General features: G+C 67.4%; 17 protein-coding genes. 10 read left to right on the top strand and 7 right to left on the bottom strand.

What is annotated here, in order from left to right:
* The first annotated feature begins 3 nt into the window (after positions 1 to 3).
* Positions 4 to 1,074, top strand: coding sequence for an ABC transporter substrate-binding protein (locus ACFWPX_RS01325; protein WP_378924852.1), 1,071 nt, complete (start codon positions 4 to 6; stop codon positions 1,072 to 1,074).
* A gap of 48 nt (positions 1,075 to 1,122) precedes the next feature.
* Positions 1,123 to 2,430: an MFS transporter gene (locus tag ACFWPX_RS01330; RefSeq protein ID WP_378924854.1), complete on the top strand. Its 1,308-nt coding sequence runs from the start codon at positions 1,123 to 1,125 to the stop codon at positions 2,428 to 2,430.
* 30 nt (positions 2,431 to 2,460) lie between these two features.
* On the opposite strand, the gene ACFWPX_RS01335 is transcribed toward ACFWPX_RS01330, so the two are convergent.
* The 7 genes from ACFWPX_RS01335 to pcaH are packed head-to-tail and all read right to left on the bottom strand — an operon-like array spanning position 2,461 to position 8,721.
* Complete coding sequence (locus ACFWPX_RS01335; protein WP_378924856.1) at positions 2,461 to 3,114, bottom strand: 3-oxoacid CoA-transferase subunit B; 654 nt, start codon at positions 3,112 to 3,114, stop codon at positions 2,461 to 2,463.
* Positions 3,111 to 3,809, bottom strand: coding sequence for a 3-oxoacid CoA-transferase subunit A (locus ACFWPX_RS01340; RefSeq protein ID WP_378924858.1), 699 nt, complete (start codon positions 3,807 to 3,809; stop codon positions 3,111 to 3,113). Before ACFWPX_RS01340 ends, ACFWPX_RS01335 begins: the two co-directional genes overlap by 4 nt.
* Positions 3,806 to 4,990, bottom strand: a complete 1,185-nt coding sequence (locus ACFWPX_RS01345; RefSeq protein ID WP_378926076.1) for a thiolase family protein — start codon at positions 4,988 to 4,990, stop codon at positions 3,806 to 3,808. The genes ACFWPX_RS01340 and ACFWPX_RS01345 overlap by 4 nt, the downstream gene beginning before the upstream one ends.
* Before the next feature lie 5 nt (positions 4,991 to 4,995).
* Complete coding sequence (gene pcaC / locus ACFWPX_RS01350) at positions 4,996 to 6,210, bottom strand: 4-carboxymuconolactone decarboxylase (protein ID WP_378924860.1); 1,215 nt, start codon at positions 6,208 to 6,210, stop codon at positions 4,996 to 4,998.
* Positions 6,207 to 7,451: a lyase family protein gene (locus ACFWPX_RS01355; protein WP_378924862.1), complete on the bottom strand. Its 1,245-nt coding sequence runs from the start codon at positions 7,449 to 7,451 to the stop codon at positions 6,207 to 6,209. Before ACFWPX_RS01355 ends, pcaC begins: the two co-directional genes overlap by 4 nt.
* A complete protein-coding gene (gene pcaG / locus ACFWPX_RS01360; RefSeq protein WP_378924864.1) occupies positions 7,451 to 8,008 on the bottom strand; it encodes a protocatechuate 3,4-dioxygenase subunit alpha in 558 nt (185 codons plus the stop codon). The genes ACFWPX_RS01355 and pcaG overlap by 1 nt, the downstream gene beginning before the upstream one ends.
* Entirely contained in the window at positions 8,005 to 8,721 is a 717-nt protein-coding gene (gene pcaH / locus ACFWPX_RS01365) for a protocatechuate 3,4-dioxygenase subunit beta (protein WP_378926078.1), read from the bottom strand. The genes pcaG and pcaH overlap by 4 nt, the downstream gene beginning before the upstream one ends.
* Positions 8,722 to 8,875: 154 nt before the next feature.
* Here pcaH and ACFWPX_RS01370 point away from each other — a divergent pair, with 154 nt between their 5' ends.
* The 8 genes from ACFWPX_RS01370 (at position 8,876) to ACFWPX_RS01405 (ending at position 17,489) form a co-directional block, all read left to right on the top strand.
* Positions 8,876 to 9,637 carry an IclR family transcriptional regulator gene (locus tag ACFWPX_RS01370; protein WP_378924866.1) on the top strand — a complete coding sequence of 254 codons (762 nt, stop codon included), beginning with the start codon at positions 8,876 to 8,878 and terminating at the stop codon, positions 9,635 to 9,637.
* A gap of 66 nt (positions 9,638 to 9,703) precedes the next feature.
* Positions 9,704 to 10,897, top strand: a complete 1,194-nt coding sequence (locus tag ACFWPX_RS01375) for a 4-hydroxybenzoate 3-monooxygenase (protein ID WP_378924868.1) — start codon at positions 9,704 to 9,706, stop codon at positions 10,895 to 10,897.
* A 5-nt stretch (positions 10,898 to 10,902) separates the two neighbouring features.
* Positions 10,903 to 11,592 (top strand): HD domain-containing protein, encoded by a 690-nt coding sequence (locus ACFWPX_RS01380; protein ID WP_378924870.1) that lies wholly within the window; start codon positions 10,903 to 10,905, stop codon positions 11,590 to 11,592.
* A gap of 51 nt (positions 11,593 to 11,643) precedes the next feature.
* Positions 11,644 to 12,438, top strand: a complete 795-nt coding sequence (locus tag ACFWPX_RS01385; RefSeq protein ID WP_378924872.1) for an IclR family transcriptional regulator — start codon at positions 11,644 to 11,646, stop codon at positions 12,436 to 12,438.
* Positions 12,439 to 12,544: 106 nt separating this feature from the next.
* Positions 12,545 to 13,804 carry a cytochrome P450 gene (locus tag ACFWPX_RS01390; protein ID WP_378924874.1) on the top strand — a complete coding sequence of 420 codons (1,260 nt, stop codon included), beginning with the start codon at positions 12,545 to 12,547 and terminating at the stop codon, positions 13,802 to 13,804.
* A gap of 3 nt (positions 13,805 to 13,807) precedes the next feature.
* A complete protein-coding gene (locus tag ACFWPX_RS01395; protein ID WP_378924876.1) occupies positions 13,808 to 14,878 on the top strand; it encodes a PEP/pyruvate-binding domain-containing protein in 1,071 nt (356 codons plus the stop codon).
* A 25-nt stretch (positions 14,879 to 14,903) separates the two neighbouring features.
* Positions 14,904 to 16,721, top strand: a complete 1,818-nt coding sequence (locus tag ACFWPX_RS01400) for a PEP-utilizing enzyme (RefSeq protein ID WP_378924878.1) — start codon at positions 14,904 to 14,906, stop codon at positions 16,719 to 16,721.
* Between the two features lie 3 nt (positions 16,722 to 16,724).
* Entirely contained in the window at positions 16,725 to 17,489 is a 765-nt protein-coding gene (locus tag ACFWPX_RS01405; RefSeq protein ID WP_378924880.1) for an SDR family NAD(P)-dependent oxidoreductase, read from the top strand.
* Positions 17,490 to 17,491: the final 2 nt, after the last annotated feature.

Below are 17,491 nucleotides of genomic sequence, written 5' to 3' on the forward strand. Positions count from 1 at the left end.
TCGATGACAGGACAATTCGCTCGTACAACCCGTGCAGCCAGGAGGCGGAAACTGATCGCCGGGGCACTTGCCGGTGTGTTGAGCGTTCTGCTCACCGCCTGCGGGCAAGATGACTCTGCGGCCATCGCCGCGAAGACGGACTCGCTGACCGGGCCGCAGAAGGAATGGTACGAAGAAGCGGTCGAGGAGCCACCGATGAAGTACTACTCGATACACGACCCCTCTCGCCTGGAAGACACGGTAAAGGCATTCGAGGATAAGTACCCCGGACTCGAGGTCGAACCGCTTCGCCTCACCAGCGGCTCGTTGATGGTGCGCTACTCGCAGGAACGCGAATCCAATGCCCGGACAGCGGATATGGTCACGATCGCCGATGAAAAATTCGTCGAAGACGGCCTCTCAAAGGGTTGGCTCGCACCGACAGACAAAGGCAACATTCCGTCACTCGCAAATCTCGACGATGCATGGTTTAACCATGGGCTGGCAGTGGCAGGCATCCTACCGCTCGGCATCGCCTACAACACCGAGCTGGTAAAGAACCCGCCGAAGGATTGGACCGACGTCCTCGACGATTCGTACCGCGGAAAGATCGCCTTTCCGGACTTCCGGGCGAGCCCGGTGTACGCCGAGCAGGGCAAGCTGTGGATCGATAAGTACGGCACAGATTTCCTCCGCGGCCTGAAAGACCAGGAGCCGATCCTGGTGGACAGCATCGTCCCTGGCGCGCAAATGATCGCGACCGGTCAGGCCGAGATCATGGTGCCCACGGTTCCGTCGAATATCCAGCAGTTGAAAGAGGCGGGCGCGCCAGTGGATATGGCCTACCCAGAGAACATCGTCGGCACCCAGTTGTTTACTGCGATAGGTACCGACTCACCAGCCCAGAACACCGCCAAACTCTTCCTCGACTTTCTCTTCACCGAAGAAGGCCAGGAGGCGTTCATCAACACGACCGGGGTATCGCCGATCGGAAGCAAGGGCAGCATTCCGCTGCCAACCGGGTTTACTCGAGTCGGCTATGGCGTAGTCGCCGAGACTCGGAAAACCATGCAGGCCATATTCCAGCTGTCCTGACACCGAAACGCCGCACATAGCCGAACCACATCTACACGGAAGACCACGATGGCCAGCTCGCGAACTGCAGTCAAACAACAGACCAAGGATGCGCACAGCCGCAAGGTCGCCCTCGGCGGAACTATCGGAAATGCCGCCGAGTGGTACGACTACAGCATCTTCGGTTTCTCCGCCGCATATCTTGGGGCAGCGTTCTTCCCTTCGGATAATCCCACCACTTCGCTGCTCGCGTCCTTTGCCACGTTCGCGGTCACGTTCCTGTTCCGTCCACTCGGCGGAGTATTCTTCGGCGCCCTGGCCGATCGCATGGGTCGCCAACGTACCCTCGTCATCGTTGTCGTCGGAATCTCAGCCGCGACCACGCTGGTCGGCCTCCTGCCGACACATGCCTCCATCGGTGTCGCTGCCCCGATCCTGCTGGTGCTTCTCCGGATCATCCAGGGGCTATCGGCAGGAGGCGAGATCGGAACCTCGCTAAGTTTCCTCGCAGAGCATGCGCCGCCCGAACGACGGGGATCCATCTGCGCCAGCCTCAATATCGGCGCATATATCGGCGGGCTCATGGCATCCGGAACCTTCGCCTTGTTCTCCGTGACGCTCGGCGCCGAAGACATGCAGTCGTGGGGTTGGCGCATTCCCTTCCTGCTGGGTGCCCCGCTCGGAATCGCCGCATACTACATCCGTTCACGTCTCACCGAAACACCGGATTTCGAAGCGCTCCAGGCAGAGCAGGCGACCTCCGAATCGCCCATCGCCGAGGTCTTCCGCACCAGCCATCGAGCCATGCTGCTCTGCTTCCTCATCACAATGACGCACAACATGGCCTTCTACGCGATCTTCGTCTACTACCCGAACGCGCTGTCGGCGGCAGGCGGCGGCAGATCGACCTACGCCTATCTCATTGCTCCCGTCACCTACGTGGCCGCACTCATCGCCCTCCCCATCGCGGCCGATCTGTCCGATCGCGTCGGACGAAAGCCGGTTCTGATTGCCGCATGCGGCAGCTATCTCGTTCTCGGGTTGCCCGCGGCATTCCTGTTCACACACGGCACTCTCTGGGCCACAGTGACAGGAGCACTCGTATTCGGCGCCGTCCTCGGCACGTATTCGGGGGCGCCGTTCGCCGCCATGGCCGAACTCTTCACCGCCCGCACAAGGACGACCGGGTTCTCGATCTCCTACAACGTCTCCGCTGCGATCTTCGGCGGCCTGGCCCCGCTTTATCTGACGTTCCTAGTAGACGCAACCGACTCGTTCCTGATACCCGTGGTGTGCGTCATGTCGGCTTCCGTCATCACCATCGTGGCCACCCGATCCATGCCCGACCACGCCGGGAAACCACTACGAATCCGATAGGCCGTTGTGGTTGTTCGCCGACGCAACCGATCAACTGCTCAGCTCCAGTCCGGTTCTGCCCCTCAGTTCGTCGAGCGAAATACCGTACGTCGACCGAACACGCACGCCCTCGGCGGCGAGCTCGAACACCGCGTGGTCGCTGTAGATCCGGCTGACGCAGTGTCGTCCGGTGAGGGGATATGTGCACTCCTCGACCAGTTTCGATGCGCCGTCGCGGGTGAACAGCGACATCATGACGAAGACCTGCTTCGCGCCGATGGCGAGGTCCATCGCGCCACCCACGGCCGGGATCGCGTCGGCGGCGCCAGTGTGCCAGTTGGCGAGGTCGCCGGCGCGCGAGACCTGGAATGCGCCGAGCACGCACACATCGAGGTGGCCACCGCGCATCATCGCGAAGGAGTCTGCGTGGTGGAAGTACGAGGCCCCGGGCGTCTCGACGACGGGCACCTTGCCCGCGTTGATCAGATCGGGGTCGATCTCGTCGCCGACCGCGGCCCTGCCCATGCCGAGCATCCCGTTCTCGGTGTGCAGGACGATGCCCTGCGCTGGCTCGAGATGATCGGCCACCGTGGTGGGCTGGCCGATACCGAGGTTGACGAAGGCGCCGTGCGGGATGTCGACTGCGACCAGCGCGGCGAGTTCATGCTTGTCCAGCGGACCCCGATCGGTGTGTTCGACGGTCATCCCGCTGCCCCTTCCTCGGCCAGCTCGGTGACGCCGGCCAGATGCACGACCCGATCCACGAAGATGGCCGGAGTGATGATGTTCTCCGGGTCCAGTGCGCCGGTCTCGACGACCGCACCGACCTGGACGATGGTCACGCTCGCGGCGGTGGCCATCACGGGTCCGAAGTTCCGGGCGGTTTTTCGGTACACGAGGTTGCCCATGCGGTCGGCGCGGTGTGCCTGGATGAGCGCGAAGTCACCGCGGATGGGGTATTCCAGCACGTAGTCGCGGCCGTCGATGGTGCGCTGTTCCTTGCCCTCGGCGAGGGAGGTTCCCACGCCGGTGGGCGAGAAGAACGCGCCGATGCCCGCGCCCGCGGCACGCAGCCGCTCGGCGAGGTTGCCCTGCGGCACCACCTCGAGTTCGATGCGGCCGCTGCGGTAGAGCTCGTCGAACACCCACGAGTCCCGCTGGCGCGGAAACGAGCAGATGATCTTGCGGACGTTGCCTGTGGCGAGGAGGGCGGCCAGCCCGTGGTCGCCGTTGCCCGCGTTGTTGTTGACCACGGTGAGGTCTTTCGCCCCGTGCCTGCGCAGTGCGTCGATCAGTTCCATCGGCTGGCCCGCGGTGCCGAACCCGCCGATCAGCACAGTCGCACCGTCCGAGATGTCGGCGACGGCGGCGTCCGCATCGGTCAGGTGTGCGATGGTCACTGCGCCTCCTCGTTCTCCAGCACGACGGCAAGGCCCTGCCCGACGCCGATGCAGATGGCGGCCACGCCCCACCGGTGGCCCTCGGCGCGCATCACAGCGGCCAGTGTGCCGAGGATGCGGCCGCCGGAGGCGCCGAGCGGGTGGCCGAGGGCGATCGCGCCCCCCTTGGCGTTGACGATGTCCGGGTCGATCCGCCAGGTGTCGAGGCAGATCAGCGACTGCACCGCGAACGCCTCGTTGAGCTCGACGGCACCGACATCGGACCAGCCGATACCCGCTCGGGCCAGTGCTTTGCGGGCCGCCTCGACAGGTGCGTAGCCGAAGCGGTGCGGCTCGACCGCGTGGGCGCCCCGCCCCGCGATGCGTGCCAGGGGGTCGCGGCCGATCCGGTTCGCCGCGGCGGCTGAGCCGAGCAGCACCGCCGAGGAGCCATCGCTCAGCGGCGAGGCGTTGCCCGCGGTGATCGTGCCGTCGGTGCGGAACGACGGCTTCAGGCCGGCCAGGGTCTGCGGAGTCGAATCCGGACGGATCGCTTCGTCCCGGACCAAGTCCACGCCCGGGACCGATACGACCATGTCGTCGTAGAACCCGGCATCCCAGGCGGCGTGGGCGAGTCGGTGCGAGCGGGCGGCGAACTCGTCCTGGCGCTCCCTGGAGACGCCGTATATATCGCGCAGCTGCTCGTTGGACTCGCCGAGCGAGACTGTCCACTCCTTCGGCATCGACGGATTGACCAGGCGCCAGCCCAGTGTTGTGGAGACCAGTTCGGTGTTGGCCGCTGGGAAGGCGCGCGCGGGCTTCGGCAGCACCCAGGGAGCGCGTGTCATCGACTCCACACCACCGGTGAGCACGACGTCGGCATCGCCGGTTTCGATCATCCGCGAACCGGTCATCGCGGCGTCCAGAGACGAGCCGCACAACCGATTGACGGTGGTGCCCGGCACCGAGACCGGCAGGCCCGCCAGCAACCCCGCCATGCGCGCGACGTTGCGGTTCTCCTCCCCGGCGCCGTTGGCGTTGCCGAGGACCACCTCGTCGATCTCGGCCGGGTCGATTCCGGTGCGCTCCACAACTGCCCGCAGCGACGCGGCGGCGAGGTCGTCGGGCCGGGTCTGGGCGAAAGCGCCGCCGAAGCGGCCGAACGGTGACCGTATCGCGTCGAACACATAGGCCTGCGGCATGCCGGTCATCGTGTGGTCCTTCCATCGGGGCCATGCAGCGTTTGCTGCGCGATACGAAACGCGGTGTTCGCGTCGGGAACACCGCAATAGATCGCGGACTGCATGATCACTTCCTTGATCTCGTCGTCGGTCAGGCCGTTGGTGCGGGCCGCGCGGAGGTGCATCGCGAGCTCCTCGTGGTGGGCCCGCGCGATCAGCGCGGTCAGCGTGATCATCGACCGGCTACGGCGATCCAGTCCGGGTCTGGTCCAGATGCCGCCCCAGGCGTAGTCGGTGATGAACTCCTGGAATTCGCGGGTCAGGTCGGTCGCGGCGGCGGTGGCGCGGTCGACATGTTCGTCACCGAGGACGGCCCGGCGCATGGCCATGCCCGCCGTTCGGCGGTCGGCCACGGTGACCACGGCCGGCTCGATGCCCGCTGACGGTTGGATCTGGGCCGCCTCGCGGATGATCCGGGCTGTCTCGGCGGGAGCCTCGGCAGGCGCGAGGTGCGCGACGCGGTCCAGGACGACGAGCCTGCCGTCGTCGATGCCATGTGCCAGTTCGGCCATCGCAGCGACCGGCGTGGCGAGGTCGTATGCCCCCGCGAGGGCGATGACCGGCGTACCGATCCGGGCCAGGTCGGCGCGCACGTCGAAGGTCGCGAGGGCGTCGCAGACGGCGGCGTACCCAGCCGGATCGGTGTCGCCGACCGAGTGCAACAGTGCCGCGGCCGCGACCGGATGTTCATCGACGAAGCCGGGCGCGAACCAGCGCCGCGCCGAGGTCTCGACCATGACCGATGAGCCTGCGGCACGGACCAGAGCTGCCCGCTCCCGCCACATCGTTTCGTCGCCGATCCGCGCGGCGGTGCAGGCCAAAACGGCGGCGGTGATCCGTGCCGGCTGGTCCAGCATCAGTTGCAGGCCGACCGCCCCGCCGATCGAGTCGCCCGCATAGTGGTAGCTCCCGCCGGGTTCGCCACGCTCGGCGAGGACACCGTCGATAAACGCTTGCACGCCCTCGGCCAGCTCGGACATGGTGAATCCGCTCGTGACCTCGGCACGGTTGTGGCCGTGGCCGGGCAGATCCCAGGCGACGACATGGAAGTGACCGGTGAGCATTTCAGCCGTGGCAGACCACAGGGCAACGGCGGAAGTGCCGAGCGAGGGGCCGCAGACCAGCAGCGGCAGACCTGCGGTTCCGCCGACCTGCGCACCGGAGATGGTCGGAATGGTCATCGTGATCCTCCGGACCGGGCGCGCGCCACGATCTCGTCGATCAGGAGATCGATGCTGCCCAGGTAGTGGGTCGGGTCGAAGTCCGGTTCGGGCGAACCGTCGACGAGAGCCGCGAGACTGCGCTGTTCGGCGAGCAGGGCAGACGACGCTGTGTGGACCAGCCTGGCCATGCGACCGGTGTCGACATGCAGGCCGGCCAACAGTTCGGCCGTCTGGTCCGCGGCGGTCAACGCGTTCCGGGCGAGCTGGACCAGCGGCGTCCATTCGGTGTGCCACGAACCGTCGGGGCGCTCGTCCACAGCGGTCGCGGCGGCGAGGTGCAGCTGGGCGGCGAGGCCGGGAGCTGTCAGGGCCGCCCGGCGCACCAGCACGGAAAGGATCGGGTTGGCCTTGTGCGGCATCGTCGACGACCCGCCCCGCCCGGTGCCTGCCGGCTCGGCGAGCTCGGCGATCTCGGGGCGGGCGCGGACCAGCACGTCGCCTGCGATGTGACCCCAGGCGTCGATCGCCCGGGTGAGAGCATCGGCGATGCGACTGATTGGGGCGCGCACGGTATGCCACGGGGGCGCCCACGCGAGGCCGAGCCGGGCGGCGGCGGCCCTGGCCAGCGTGACCGCGTCATCCCTGCCGCCGGTGAGCCGCAGCAGTTCGGCCGGCGCGGCGAGGGTCCCCGCCGCGCCGCCGATCTGCGCGGGCAGCCGGTCGCGTGCGTTACGCAGATCGTCGCGGGCGTCGAGGACGCCGTACAGCCACTGCGCTGCCTCGAGCCCGAAGGTGGTCGGGACGGCATGCTGGGTCAGGGTACGACCGGCCATCGGGGCGCCACGATGCCGCTCGGCGAGCTCGACCAACGATCCGACCTGCGTGTCCATCAGGGTGAGCACAGCATCAGCCGCCTCGCGCAGGCCCAGCACGAGCGCGGTGTCGAGCACGTCCTGGCTCGTCAGTCCGCGGTGTACCCAGCGTGCGGCCTCGGGGTGCGCCGCCGCCAGCCGCTGGCGCAGGTGCTTCACCAGCGGGATCACGGGGTTACCACCGGACTCGGCCGCCGCGGCGAGTGCGGCCGGGTCGATATCGTCGACGGTTCGGCACAGATCGACCGCGGCTGCCACCGGGGCGACGCCGGCGTCGACCAGGGCGGCCAGCCAGGCGGTTTCGACCCGCAGCATGGCGTGCACCAGTTGCCCGTCGGAGAGATGGTTGCCCGCGCGATCGTCACCGGGCCACAGCAGCGCTGCCATCAGCGGTCCCCGAATTCGAGGAAGACGGTCTCGCCGGGCCCCTGCAACCGGATGTCGAAGACGAAGCCGTACTCGTCGGGACTGGCGACCAGGGTGGCGCGCCGGTCGCCCGGCACCGTCGACAACAGCGGGTCGGCCGACACCGCGCGGTCGTCGAGCGGCAGGTACGCACGGGTGAGCAGCCGATGCAGGAGGCCGCGCGCGAACACGGTGATCGCGAAGAACGGAGCACGACCTGCCTCGGTGGCACCGGGGCACAGCGTGGTGAAGGAGAAGTGACCGGTGTCATCGACCGGGGTGCGGCCGAAGCCGGTGAACGTCCACCCCTCGCGGGCCCGCGAGCCCTCGACCTGTGGCACTGTCCCGGCCTCGTCGGCCTGCCACAGCTCGATGAGGGCGTCGGGTACCGGCATGCCTGCTCCGTCGTAGACGGTGCCGTGCAGTCTGATCGCCCGCGGATGGGCGGCGGGGACCAGGTCGGCGCCACCTGCGAACGGCAGCGCGTAACCGAAGAACGGGCCGACGGTCTGGCCAGGTGTCGGCGCGAGCCTGCTCATGCGGACTCCTCCATCGGGGTGCGATGGCTGCCGGTGAGAACGATGTCCCAGCGGTAGCCGGTGGCCCACTCATGGCGGGTCACGTCGTGGTCGTAGGCCGCCACCAACCGCGCACGGGCGCCTGGATCGACGATCGCCTGATAGATCGGGTCAAGGGCGAACAGCGGATCGCCCGGGAAATACATCTGCGTGATCAGCCGCTGGGTGAAGTCCGAGCCGAACAGCGAGAAGTGGATATGCGCCGGTCGCCATGCATTGTGGTGGTTCTTCCACGGATACGGACCGGGCTTGATGGTGGTGAAGGCGTAGTGGCCTTTGCCGTCGGTGAGGGTGCGGCCGACGCCGGTGAAGTTCGGATCGACCGGGGCCGGATGCTGGTCACGTTTGTGGATATAGCGGCCTGCGGCGTTGGCCTGCCAGATCTCGACGAGTTGATGGCGCACCGGACGTCCGTCTCCATCGAGTACCCGGCCGGTCACCACGATCCGCTCGCCGATGGGTTCGCCGCCGGACTGGATGGTCAGGTCCGACTCGAGCCGGGCGACGTCGCGATGGCCGAACACCGGGGCGAACATCTCGATCGTCTCGGGATCGGCATGCTGCGGGTCCTTGGTCGGGTGGCGCAGCAGACTGCTGCGGTAGGGCCGGTAGTCCAGTCTGGGCTGGGTCTCGACGATTCCGGTGGCATCGTATTCCGCGCTGATCGCGGCCATCTCGGCATCGACGTCGGCCTGTCCGGCCGACGCCGAATCCGGGTCGGTCAGCGGCGCGGTGGGCGTCTGCTGGCTCTGGGTCACGACGGTACCGTAGCCCCGGCGCGGGGTCGCTGACTTGCTCCAGATTCCACTCAGCGAAAGAATGATTTCTATGGCAGGCAATTCCTCTCGCCCCGGTCTCTCGGTGACCAGCCGCGCACTGGCGATCCTCGGCGCGTTCGATCAGCGTCACCGGCGACTCACCCTGACCGAACTCGCGACCCGAGCCGACCTGCCGCTGCCGACCGCACACCGGCTCGTCGGTGAGCTCCTCGCCTGGGGCGCGCTGAGCCGCACTGAAGCCGGACATCTCGTCATCGGACGCCGACTCTGGGACATCGGACTCCTCGCCCCCGTGCAGTCGGGACTGCGTCAGATCGCCTCGCCCTACCTGCACGACCTGTACGGCGCGACGTTGGCTACGGTGCACCTCGCCGTGCGTGACGGTCACCAAGTGCTCTACCTCGACCGACTTTCCGGACACGCTTCGGTTCCGGTGGTCAGCACGATCGGGTCCCGCCTGCCACTGCACGCGACCGGCGTCGGCAAAGTGCTGCTGGCGCACGCGCCCGCCGACATCCGAGCCGACGTGCTCGCCCACCTCTCACGGATCACCCCGTACACGGTGAACCAACCGGGTCAGCTCAGCCGCCAGCTCGACGCGGTGCTCACCGACGACTACGCCACGACCGTGCAGGAGATGAGCCTGGGCGCCTGCTCGGTGGCCGTCCCGATCCGGTCGGGTGGCGCGGTTGTGGCGGCGCTGGGCGTTGTGGTGCCCAGCCTCAACCGCAACCAGGCGCGGCTGGTCAGCGCTTTGCAGGTCGCCGCCCGCGGCATCGGGCGCAGCATCCCCGGCACAACCTTGGACTGAACATGATTCCGCTGGACGGAAGAAGGACATGGCCGTGGTAGCACTAAGAGGCCGAGAATTCCGCCTATGCCCCCCTCATCCACCCAGAGCCGCACACAGGTCGCCATCGTCGGGGCCGGTCCCGCAGGGCTCATGCTCTCGCACCTGCTCGCCCGGGCCGGAATCGACTCCGTGGCGGTCGACCTGCGCAGCCGCCAGGAGATCGAGGAGACGCATCGCGCCGGGATCCTCGAACAGGACTCGGTCAACCTGCTGGTCGACACCGATGTCTCGGATCGCGTGCACCGCGACGGCTACCGCCACGACGGCATCGAACTGGCCTTCGGCGGGAGCGGGCACCGGATCGACTTTCAGGGCCTGGTCGGCGCGTCGACCCAGCTCTATCCCCAGACGGACGTCTTCATCGATCTCGCCGACGCCCGTCGGCGCGACAGCGGCGACGTCCGCTTCGGCGTCACGGACGTTTCCGTCGACGACCTCACCTCGAACGCGCCGGTGCTGCGATTCACCGACACCGACGGCACCGGCCACGAGATTCGCGCCGACTTCCTCGTGGGAACGGACGGATCCCACAGCCTGTGCCGCCACCAGGTTCCCGACGATCAGCGCAAGCAATACTTCCGGGAATATCCCTTCGCCTGGTTCGGGATCCTCGCCGAGGCTCCCCCGAGCGCGCCAGAGCTGATCTACAATCATTCACCGCGCGGCTTCGCCCTGATCAGCCAGCGCACCGACACCCTGCAGCGGATGTACTTCCAGTGCGACCCATCCGAGAACATCGACAGCTGGTCCGACGACCGGATCTGGGACGAATTGCAGGCGCGGGTAGGCGCCAACGGCTACACCCTCGTGGAGGGCCCGATCACCGCCAAGTCGGTGCTGCCGTTCCGCAGCTTCGTTCAGGAACCGATGCACTACGGCCGCCTGGTCCTCGCCGGCGACGCCGCGCACACCGTGCCGCCGACCGGGGCGAAAGGTCTCAACCTCGCACTCGCCGATGTGCGGGTCCTCGCCGAGGAGCTCGAGCGGGCGATCACGATCGGCGACACAGGGCCGCTGGCAACCTACAGTGCGCGGGCCCTCGGCCGGATTTGGAAGGCCCAGCACTTCTCCTACTGGATGACCACGATGCTGCACACGCTGCCCGACGCCACCCCGTTCGATGTGCGACGCCAGGAAGGCGAACTCGCCACGGTGACCGGCTCGACCGCAGGGTCGACCTATCTCGCCGAGGCGTACACCGGCTGGCCGGGGAAGTGATCGGCTTGACACTCCCCCGTCAAGAACCCCGCGGCAACCAGCTCGGCCGCGACGTCACCGGCTTTCTCCCCGACCCGACGACGGTCCCCGGTACCGCGGGATTCCGCCCCGAAGACGACGCGGTATGGCGCCTGGCCGTCCAGCATCTGCACGTGCGCAGCAACGACGTCCACACCACCTACTCGTACGGCCTGGCCACCGCGCTCTGCGATCTCCATGCGGAGGCCGACCGCGATGTCGTCCTGCCCGCGATCATCCTGCACGACACCGGATGGTCGAAGGTTCCCGAGCACGAGGTGCTCGCGGCCATCCGTCCCGGCGGTGGCCGCCGCGATGTGGTGATCCGCCACGAGAAGGAGGGTGCCGCGATCGCCGCAGCCATCCTTTCCGAACTGGGCCACGATCCCGCGAAGATCGACGAGATCGTGGCCATCATCGATGGCCACGACTCCCGGCCGACCTCACTCTCGCTCAACGACTCACTGGTCAAGGATGCTGACAAGCTCTGGCGACTGACCCCGCACGGCGTGGACACTGTGATGGACTGGTTCGGGCTGACCAGGCCGCAGGCGCACGCGTTGATCGGCAGCCGGGTCCACAACCAGCTGTTCACCGGCGCGGCGCGAACCATCGCGCGGGCACTCGCGGCGGTCGCGACGATCGACAGCACGCCACAACGGACCGCGCTCGGCTGAGCGCCTCCCGTCACCAGCGCGACGACGGCAAACCACACCCGAGGAGGCGTGATGCGCGGTGACGGCCGAACCGTAACCTCCAAGGCGCTGGCACTACTCGGCGCCTTCGAGAGCGGCCCCAACGCGCTCTCACTGAGCGACCTCGCCGAGTTCGCCGACTTGCCCCTGCCCACCGCGCACCGGCTCGTGGGCGAACTCGTTGGATGGGGCGCGCTAGAGCGCGACGAGCAGGGCCGCTACACCGTCGGGCTGCGCCTGTGGACCGTCGCCCAGAACGCCGGACGTCATCTGCGCGACACCGCCCGGCCCTACCTGCAGGATCTGTTCTCCCTCACCCACGAGACCGCGCATATCGCCATCCGCGACGGCAACGAGGCGCTGTACATCGACCGGATCTACGGTTCGACACGTGTTCCGCGGGCCTCCCGGGTCGGCGGTCGGCTGCCACTGCACGCCACCGCGGTGGGCAAAGTGCTGCTCGCCTACGAGGAGGACTGGGTCCGTGAGGCCTATCTCGCGCATCGGCTGGAGGCGGCCACCAAACACACGCACGTCGTCCCGGGGCGGCTGGCCGCCGAACTGCGAAAAGTGCGTGACGAGGGCTTCGCGACCACCCAGGAGGAGGTCAGGGAGGGGTCTTGTTCGATCGCGGTGCCCGTGCGGCTCGACCCCCATCCTGCGGCGATCGGGCTGGTCATGCTGTCCAACCAGGGTGCGACCATGACGCGCCACCTGCCGACCCTGCGCGGCATCGCGCACCGGATCGAGACCGCAGCCGGCCGACCACAGCCCAGCCTGGCCCGGATTCCTCGCCGTTCGATACGGCCCCCTGATCAGCAGCGGTAGCGAGTCATTTCCGTCCAACGGAAGGCCTGCATGGACGGCGACAGTGGCCAGGGCCACGATGAGATGGTCATCACATGATGGCGTGCCACACATGACAGGAGGCGGGATGACGTCGACCCACAGCCCGGCCGAAGCAACCACCGGGTGCCCGGCCCATCACGGCTACCAGCCTTTTGCCCAGGACGATCCGTTCCCGGCCTACGCTGCCCTCCGCGCCGCGGAGCCGGTGATGTACGACGAGCGGATCCGCTATTGGGTGGTGAGCCGATACGACGACATCAAAGCGGTGTTCGAGGACTGGCAAACCTTCTCCTCCGAAAACGCGCAGGCACCGGTGCGCGAACGCGGCCCGCAAGCCACGCGGATCATGGCAGAAGGCGGCTTCACCGCGTACTCCGGCCTCTCGGCGCGGATTCCCCCCGACCACACCCGCATCCGCAAGGTCGCCGCCAAGGCGTTCACCCCGCGCCGATTCAAGGTGCTCGAACCGCAGATCCGCGCCAACGTCGTCCGGCTGGTCGAGACGATGCTGGCCCGCCCGCAGCGACGCGGCGACCTGGTCGGAGACCTCGCCTACGACGTGCCGACGATCACTATCCTCACCTTGATCGGCGCGGACGTGAACCAGATCGACACCTTCAAGCGCTGGTCGGACTCCCGCGCCGCGATGACCTGGGGCGACCTCTCCGACGATGAACAGGTGCCCCACGCACGCAACCTCGTCGAGTACTGGACCGAATGCCGCCGGCTGGTAGCCGAGGCGCACGAGACGCAACCGGACAGCCTGGTCGGCGACATGATCCGCATGCAAGCCGCCGGCGACCCGATCAGCGATCACGAGATCGCCTCCCTGTGCTACTCGCTGCTGTTCGCCGGGCACGAGACCACGACAACGCTGATCTCCAATGCCCTGCGGGTGCTGCTGTCGCATCCGGACCAGTGGCGGGAGCTGGCCGAGGACCGCAGCCGGATCCCCGGCGCGGTCGACGAGGTGCTGCGCTACAGCCCCTCCATCGTGGGCTGGCGACGACGGGCCTTGCGCGACACCGAAATCGGTGGCGTGGCGATTCCGAATGGTGCCGACATCCTGTTGCTCATGGGCTCGGCCAACCGCGACGAATCCCGCTTCGCCGACGGTGAGTCCTTCGATATCGCCCGGCCCAACGCCCGCGAACACCTGGCCTTCGGCTTCGGCATCCACTACTGCCTCGGCAACATGCTCGCCAAACTCCAGGCCAAGATCGCCCTCGAGGAGGTTGCCCGCCTGGTGCCCGGCCTCCGCCTCGCCGACAACGCCGAGATCCGATTCGGCGACAACCTCTCCTTCCGCGCCCCCACCGCGGTCCCGGTCACCTGGGAGGACTGACCCGTGAACGACTACATCGTCTTCTTCGACAGCGGCGCCGAGCCCACCCTCGAGCTGCTGGGTGGCAAATGCGCCTCGCTGGTCTCGATGACCGCGGCGGCCATGCCCGTGCCGCCCGGATTCGCCATCACCACGGTTGCCTTCAACCGCTTCATCGACGGCAGTGGCCTGCGCGACGAGATCCGCACCAAGCTGGCCGAGATCGACCCCGACGACGTCACCAGCGTCGATCACGCCTCGGCCGAGATCCGGGCCGCGATCGAATCCCGCGAGGTCCCCGACGACATGCACGGTGTGTTCCGCACCGCTTACGACGAGCTCATGTCGCGCTTCACCGACGAGGTCCCGGTCGCGGTGCGTTCGTCCGCGACCGCCGAGGACTTGCCCGGCGCGAGCTTCGCCGGCCAGCAGGACACCTACCTGTGGCTCACCGGATACGACGCCGTCCGCGAGCACGTGCGCCGATGCTGGGCCTCCCTCTACACCAGCCGGGCCATCACCTACCGGCTCCGCAACGGCATCCCCGAAGCCGACCTGTCCATGGCCGTCGCGGTGCAGAAGATGGTCAACGCTCGCGCCGCCGGAGTCGCCATGACCCTCGACCCAGCCAACGGTGACCGCTCCAAAATCGTGGTCGACGCCTCATGGGGTGTCGGCGAGATGGTGGTGTCCGGGCTGGTGACACCGGACAACATGCTGCTGGACAAGGTGATGCTCACCGTCGTCCGCCAGCACATCGGCGACAAGCACGCCGAACTCGTGCCCGACCCGGTCACCGGCTCGCTCGTCGAACGCGAAGTCGCGGCAGAGCGTCGCGCGGTCCGGTGCCTCTCCGATGACGAACTGACCGGCGTGGCGGCCCTGGCCAAGCGCGCCGAGAAGCACTACGGCTGCCCCCAGGATGTCGAATGGGCGCTCGACGCCGACCTGCCCGCCGGAGCCGATCTCCTGCTCTTGCAATCGCGCCCGGAGACGGTCCACTCGCGCACCCCCGCGCCTGCGGCCACGCCGCCTGCTTCGAACAGCAGCGGCTTCTCCTTCGCCGGTCTCACCTCCTCCCGCACTCATCGCTGAACATGAACTCGCACAAAGGAACCCCATGACCATCGAGCCGACAATGAAGTCCTTTCCGAAGCCCTCGGAGATCGAGGTGCCCGCGGGAGCCGAAGGATGGGAGGACCTCTACCCGTACAACCTCGTCTTCAGCAACGCGCCCGGTAGCGACGAGAAGTTCTGGTTCTGTGACAGCCAGCACTGGCCAACGGTTTTCAAGCCCTTCGAGACCATCGGCGGCGAGTTCGCGGTGAAGTGTCTCGGGCAGTACAACACCAGGCATCTGCTGATCCCGCCGGCCAACGGCATCGAATTCAAGATCCACCTCGGCTACCTGTACATGAGCCCCGTCGCAGTACCCGAGGATCAGATCGCGGCCAGAGTGCCGGAGTTCGAGCGGCGTGCCGGTCACTATTTCCAGAACTGGGACAGCCTGCTCGAGGCCTGGCACGCCAAGGTCCGCGCGACCATCGACGAGATGGAAGAGCTCGAGTTCACCGCGCTGCCCGATGCCGTGCCGTTCGACGACATCGTCTCCGGCAAGGCCATGGACGGTTCCCAGGTATTGATGGAGAACTACGACCGCCTGATCGCACTGCTCTACCGCAATTGGCAGTACCACTTCGAATTCCTCAACCTCGGTTACCTGGCCTACCTCGACTTCTTCGGCTTCTGCAAGGAGGCCTTCCCCGGGATTCCGGACCAGGCCATCGCGAAGATGGTGCAGGGCGTGGACATGGAACTGTTCCGGCCGGACGACGAGCTGAAGAAGCTCGCGGTCCAAGCCGTGCAGATGAACCTTCAGACGGCGTTCGCGAACCCCGACGACGTCGATGGCACGCTGCGAGCGGTCAGGGAGGCAGGCGGCGAACAGTGGCTCGCTGCGTATGAGACAGCGCAGGACCCCTGGTTCAACTTCACCGTCGGCAACGGCTTCTACGGCCACGACAAATACTGGAAAGAACATCAGGAAATCCCGCTCGGCTACCTGGCGGACTACATCCGCCGACTCGACAAGGGCCAGAACATCATGCGGCCCGTCGACGAGCTGATCGCCGAGAAGGAACGGATCATCGAGGAGTACCGCGACCTCCTGCAGGGCGAGCCGCGCGAGCGGTTCGACGCCAAACGCGAGCTCGCTGCCACCGCCTACCCCTACGTCGAGAACCACAACTTCTACATCGAGCACTGGACGATGGGCGTGTTCTGGCGCAAAGTCCGCGAGCTTTCCCGGGTGTTCACCGACGCCGGCTTCTGGACCGACCCCGCGGACATGCTCTACCTCAACCGCAACGAGGTGCGCGACGCGATCTTCGACCTGGTCACCGGCTGGGCGGTCGGTGCCGAGTCGACTGGACCGCATTATTGGCCCACCGAGATCGAGCGCCGCCGTCACATCATCGACGCCCTGACAACGAATCGTCCGCAACCTGCCCTCAATACGCCGCCCACCCAGATCACCGAACCGTTCACGATGATGCTCTACGGCATCACCACCGAACAGGTCCAACAGTGGCTGGCCGGCGAGGAGTCCGAGGACGGCGCCATCACCGGTATGGCGGCCTCGCCGGGCATCGTCGAGGGCGTGGCGCGCGTGGTCACCTCGGCCGACCACCTGTCCGAGGTCAAGGAGGACGAGATCCTCGTGGCCACGATCACCGCTCCCTCGTGGGGCCCGATCTTCGGCAAGATCAAGGCGACCGTCACCGACATCGGCGGCATGATGAGCCACGCGGCCATCGTCTGCCGCGAATACGGCCTGCCCGCGGTGACCGGCACAGGCTCGGCGTCGACCACCATCCGGACCGGCCAGCGCATTCGTGTCGACGGCAACACCGGCCGCGTCGAGATCCTGGAGAGCTGAGCCATGTCGCTCTCCGATCACCCGACAGCCGCCCGCACGGTCCTGATCACCGGCGCGGCGGGCGGCCTCGGCCGGGCTTTCGCCCTCGGCTTCGCCGGCCGCGGCTACCGGGTCGCGGTCGCCGACATCGACACCGACGGTGCGGCCGAGACCGCCCGCCAGGTCGAAGACTCCGGCGCGAGCGCCTGGCACGGGCGCGTGGATGTCACCGATCCGGCATCCACCGAGGATCTGGCCGATCGGGTCGCGGAGTTCGGCGGCGGCTCCATCGACGTTCTGGTCAACAACGCGGCCGTCTACGGCACCGTCACCCGCTCTCCGCTGGAGAAGATCGACCCCGCCGAATGGGACTTGGTCATGTCGGTCAATCTCAAGGGTCCGTGGTTGATGACCCGCGCGGTCAGCCCGCACCTGCCCGCGGGCGGACGGGTGGTCAACCTCTCCTCGGCCACCGTCTACAGCGGCTCGGAGAAATGGGCCCACTACGTCGCGTCCAAGGGCGGCGTCATCGCACTGACGCGGGTGATGGCCAAGGAACTCGGCCGCCGCGAGATCACGGTCAACACGATCGCGCCGGGCTTCACCCTCACCGAGGCCAGCCGCGGGCTGATGGACGACGCCGAGTCCTACGGCGTCGACCGAGGCGCCCTGCGGCGGACGAGCCGACCCGAGGACATAGTCGGCGCCGCGCTCTATCTCGCGGGCCCCGACAGCGGTTTCGTCACCGGACAGACCCTTGTCGTCGACGGCGGCCGCCAGTTCATCTGACA

Origin of the sequence: Nocardia sp. NPDC058518 (genome assembly GCF_042719655.1) — a bacterium.
Classification (GTDB): Bacteria; Actinomycetota; Actinomycetes; order Mycobacteriales; family Mycobacteriaceae; genus Nocardia.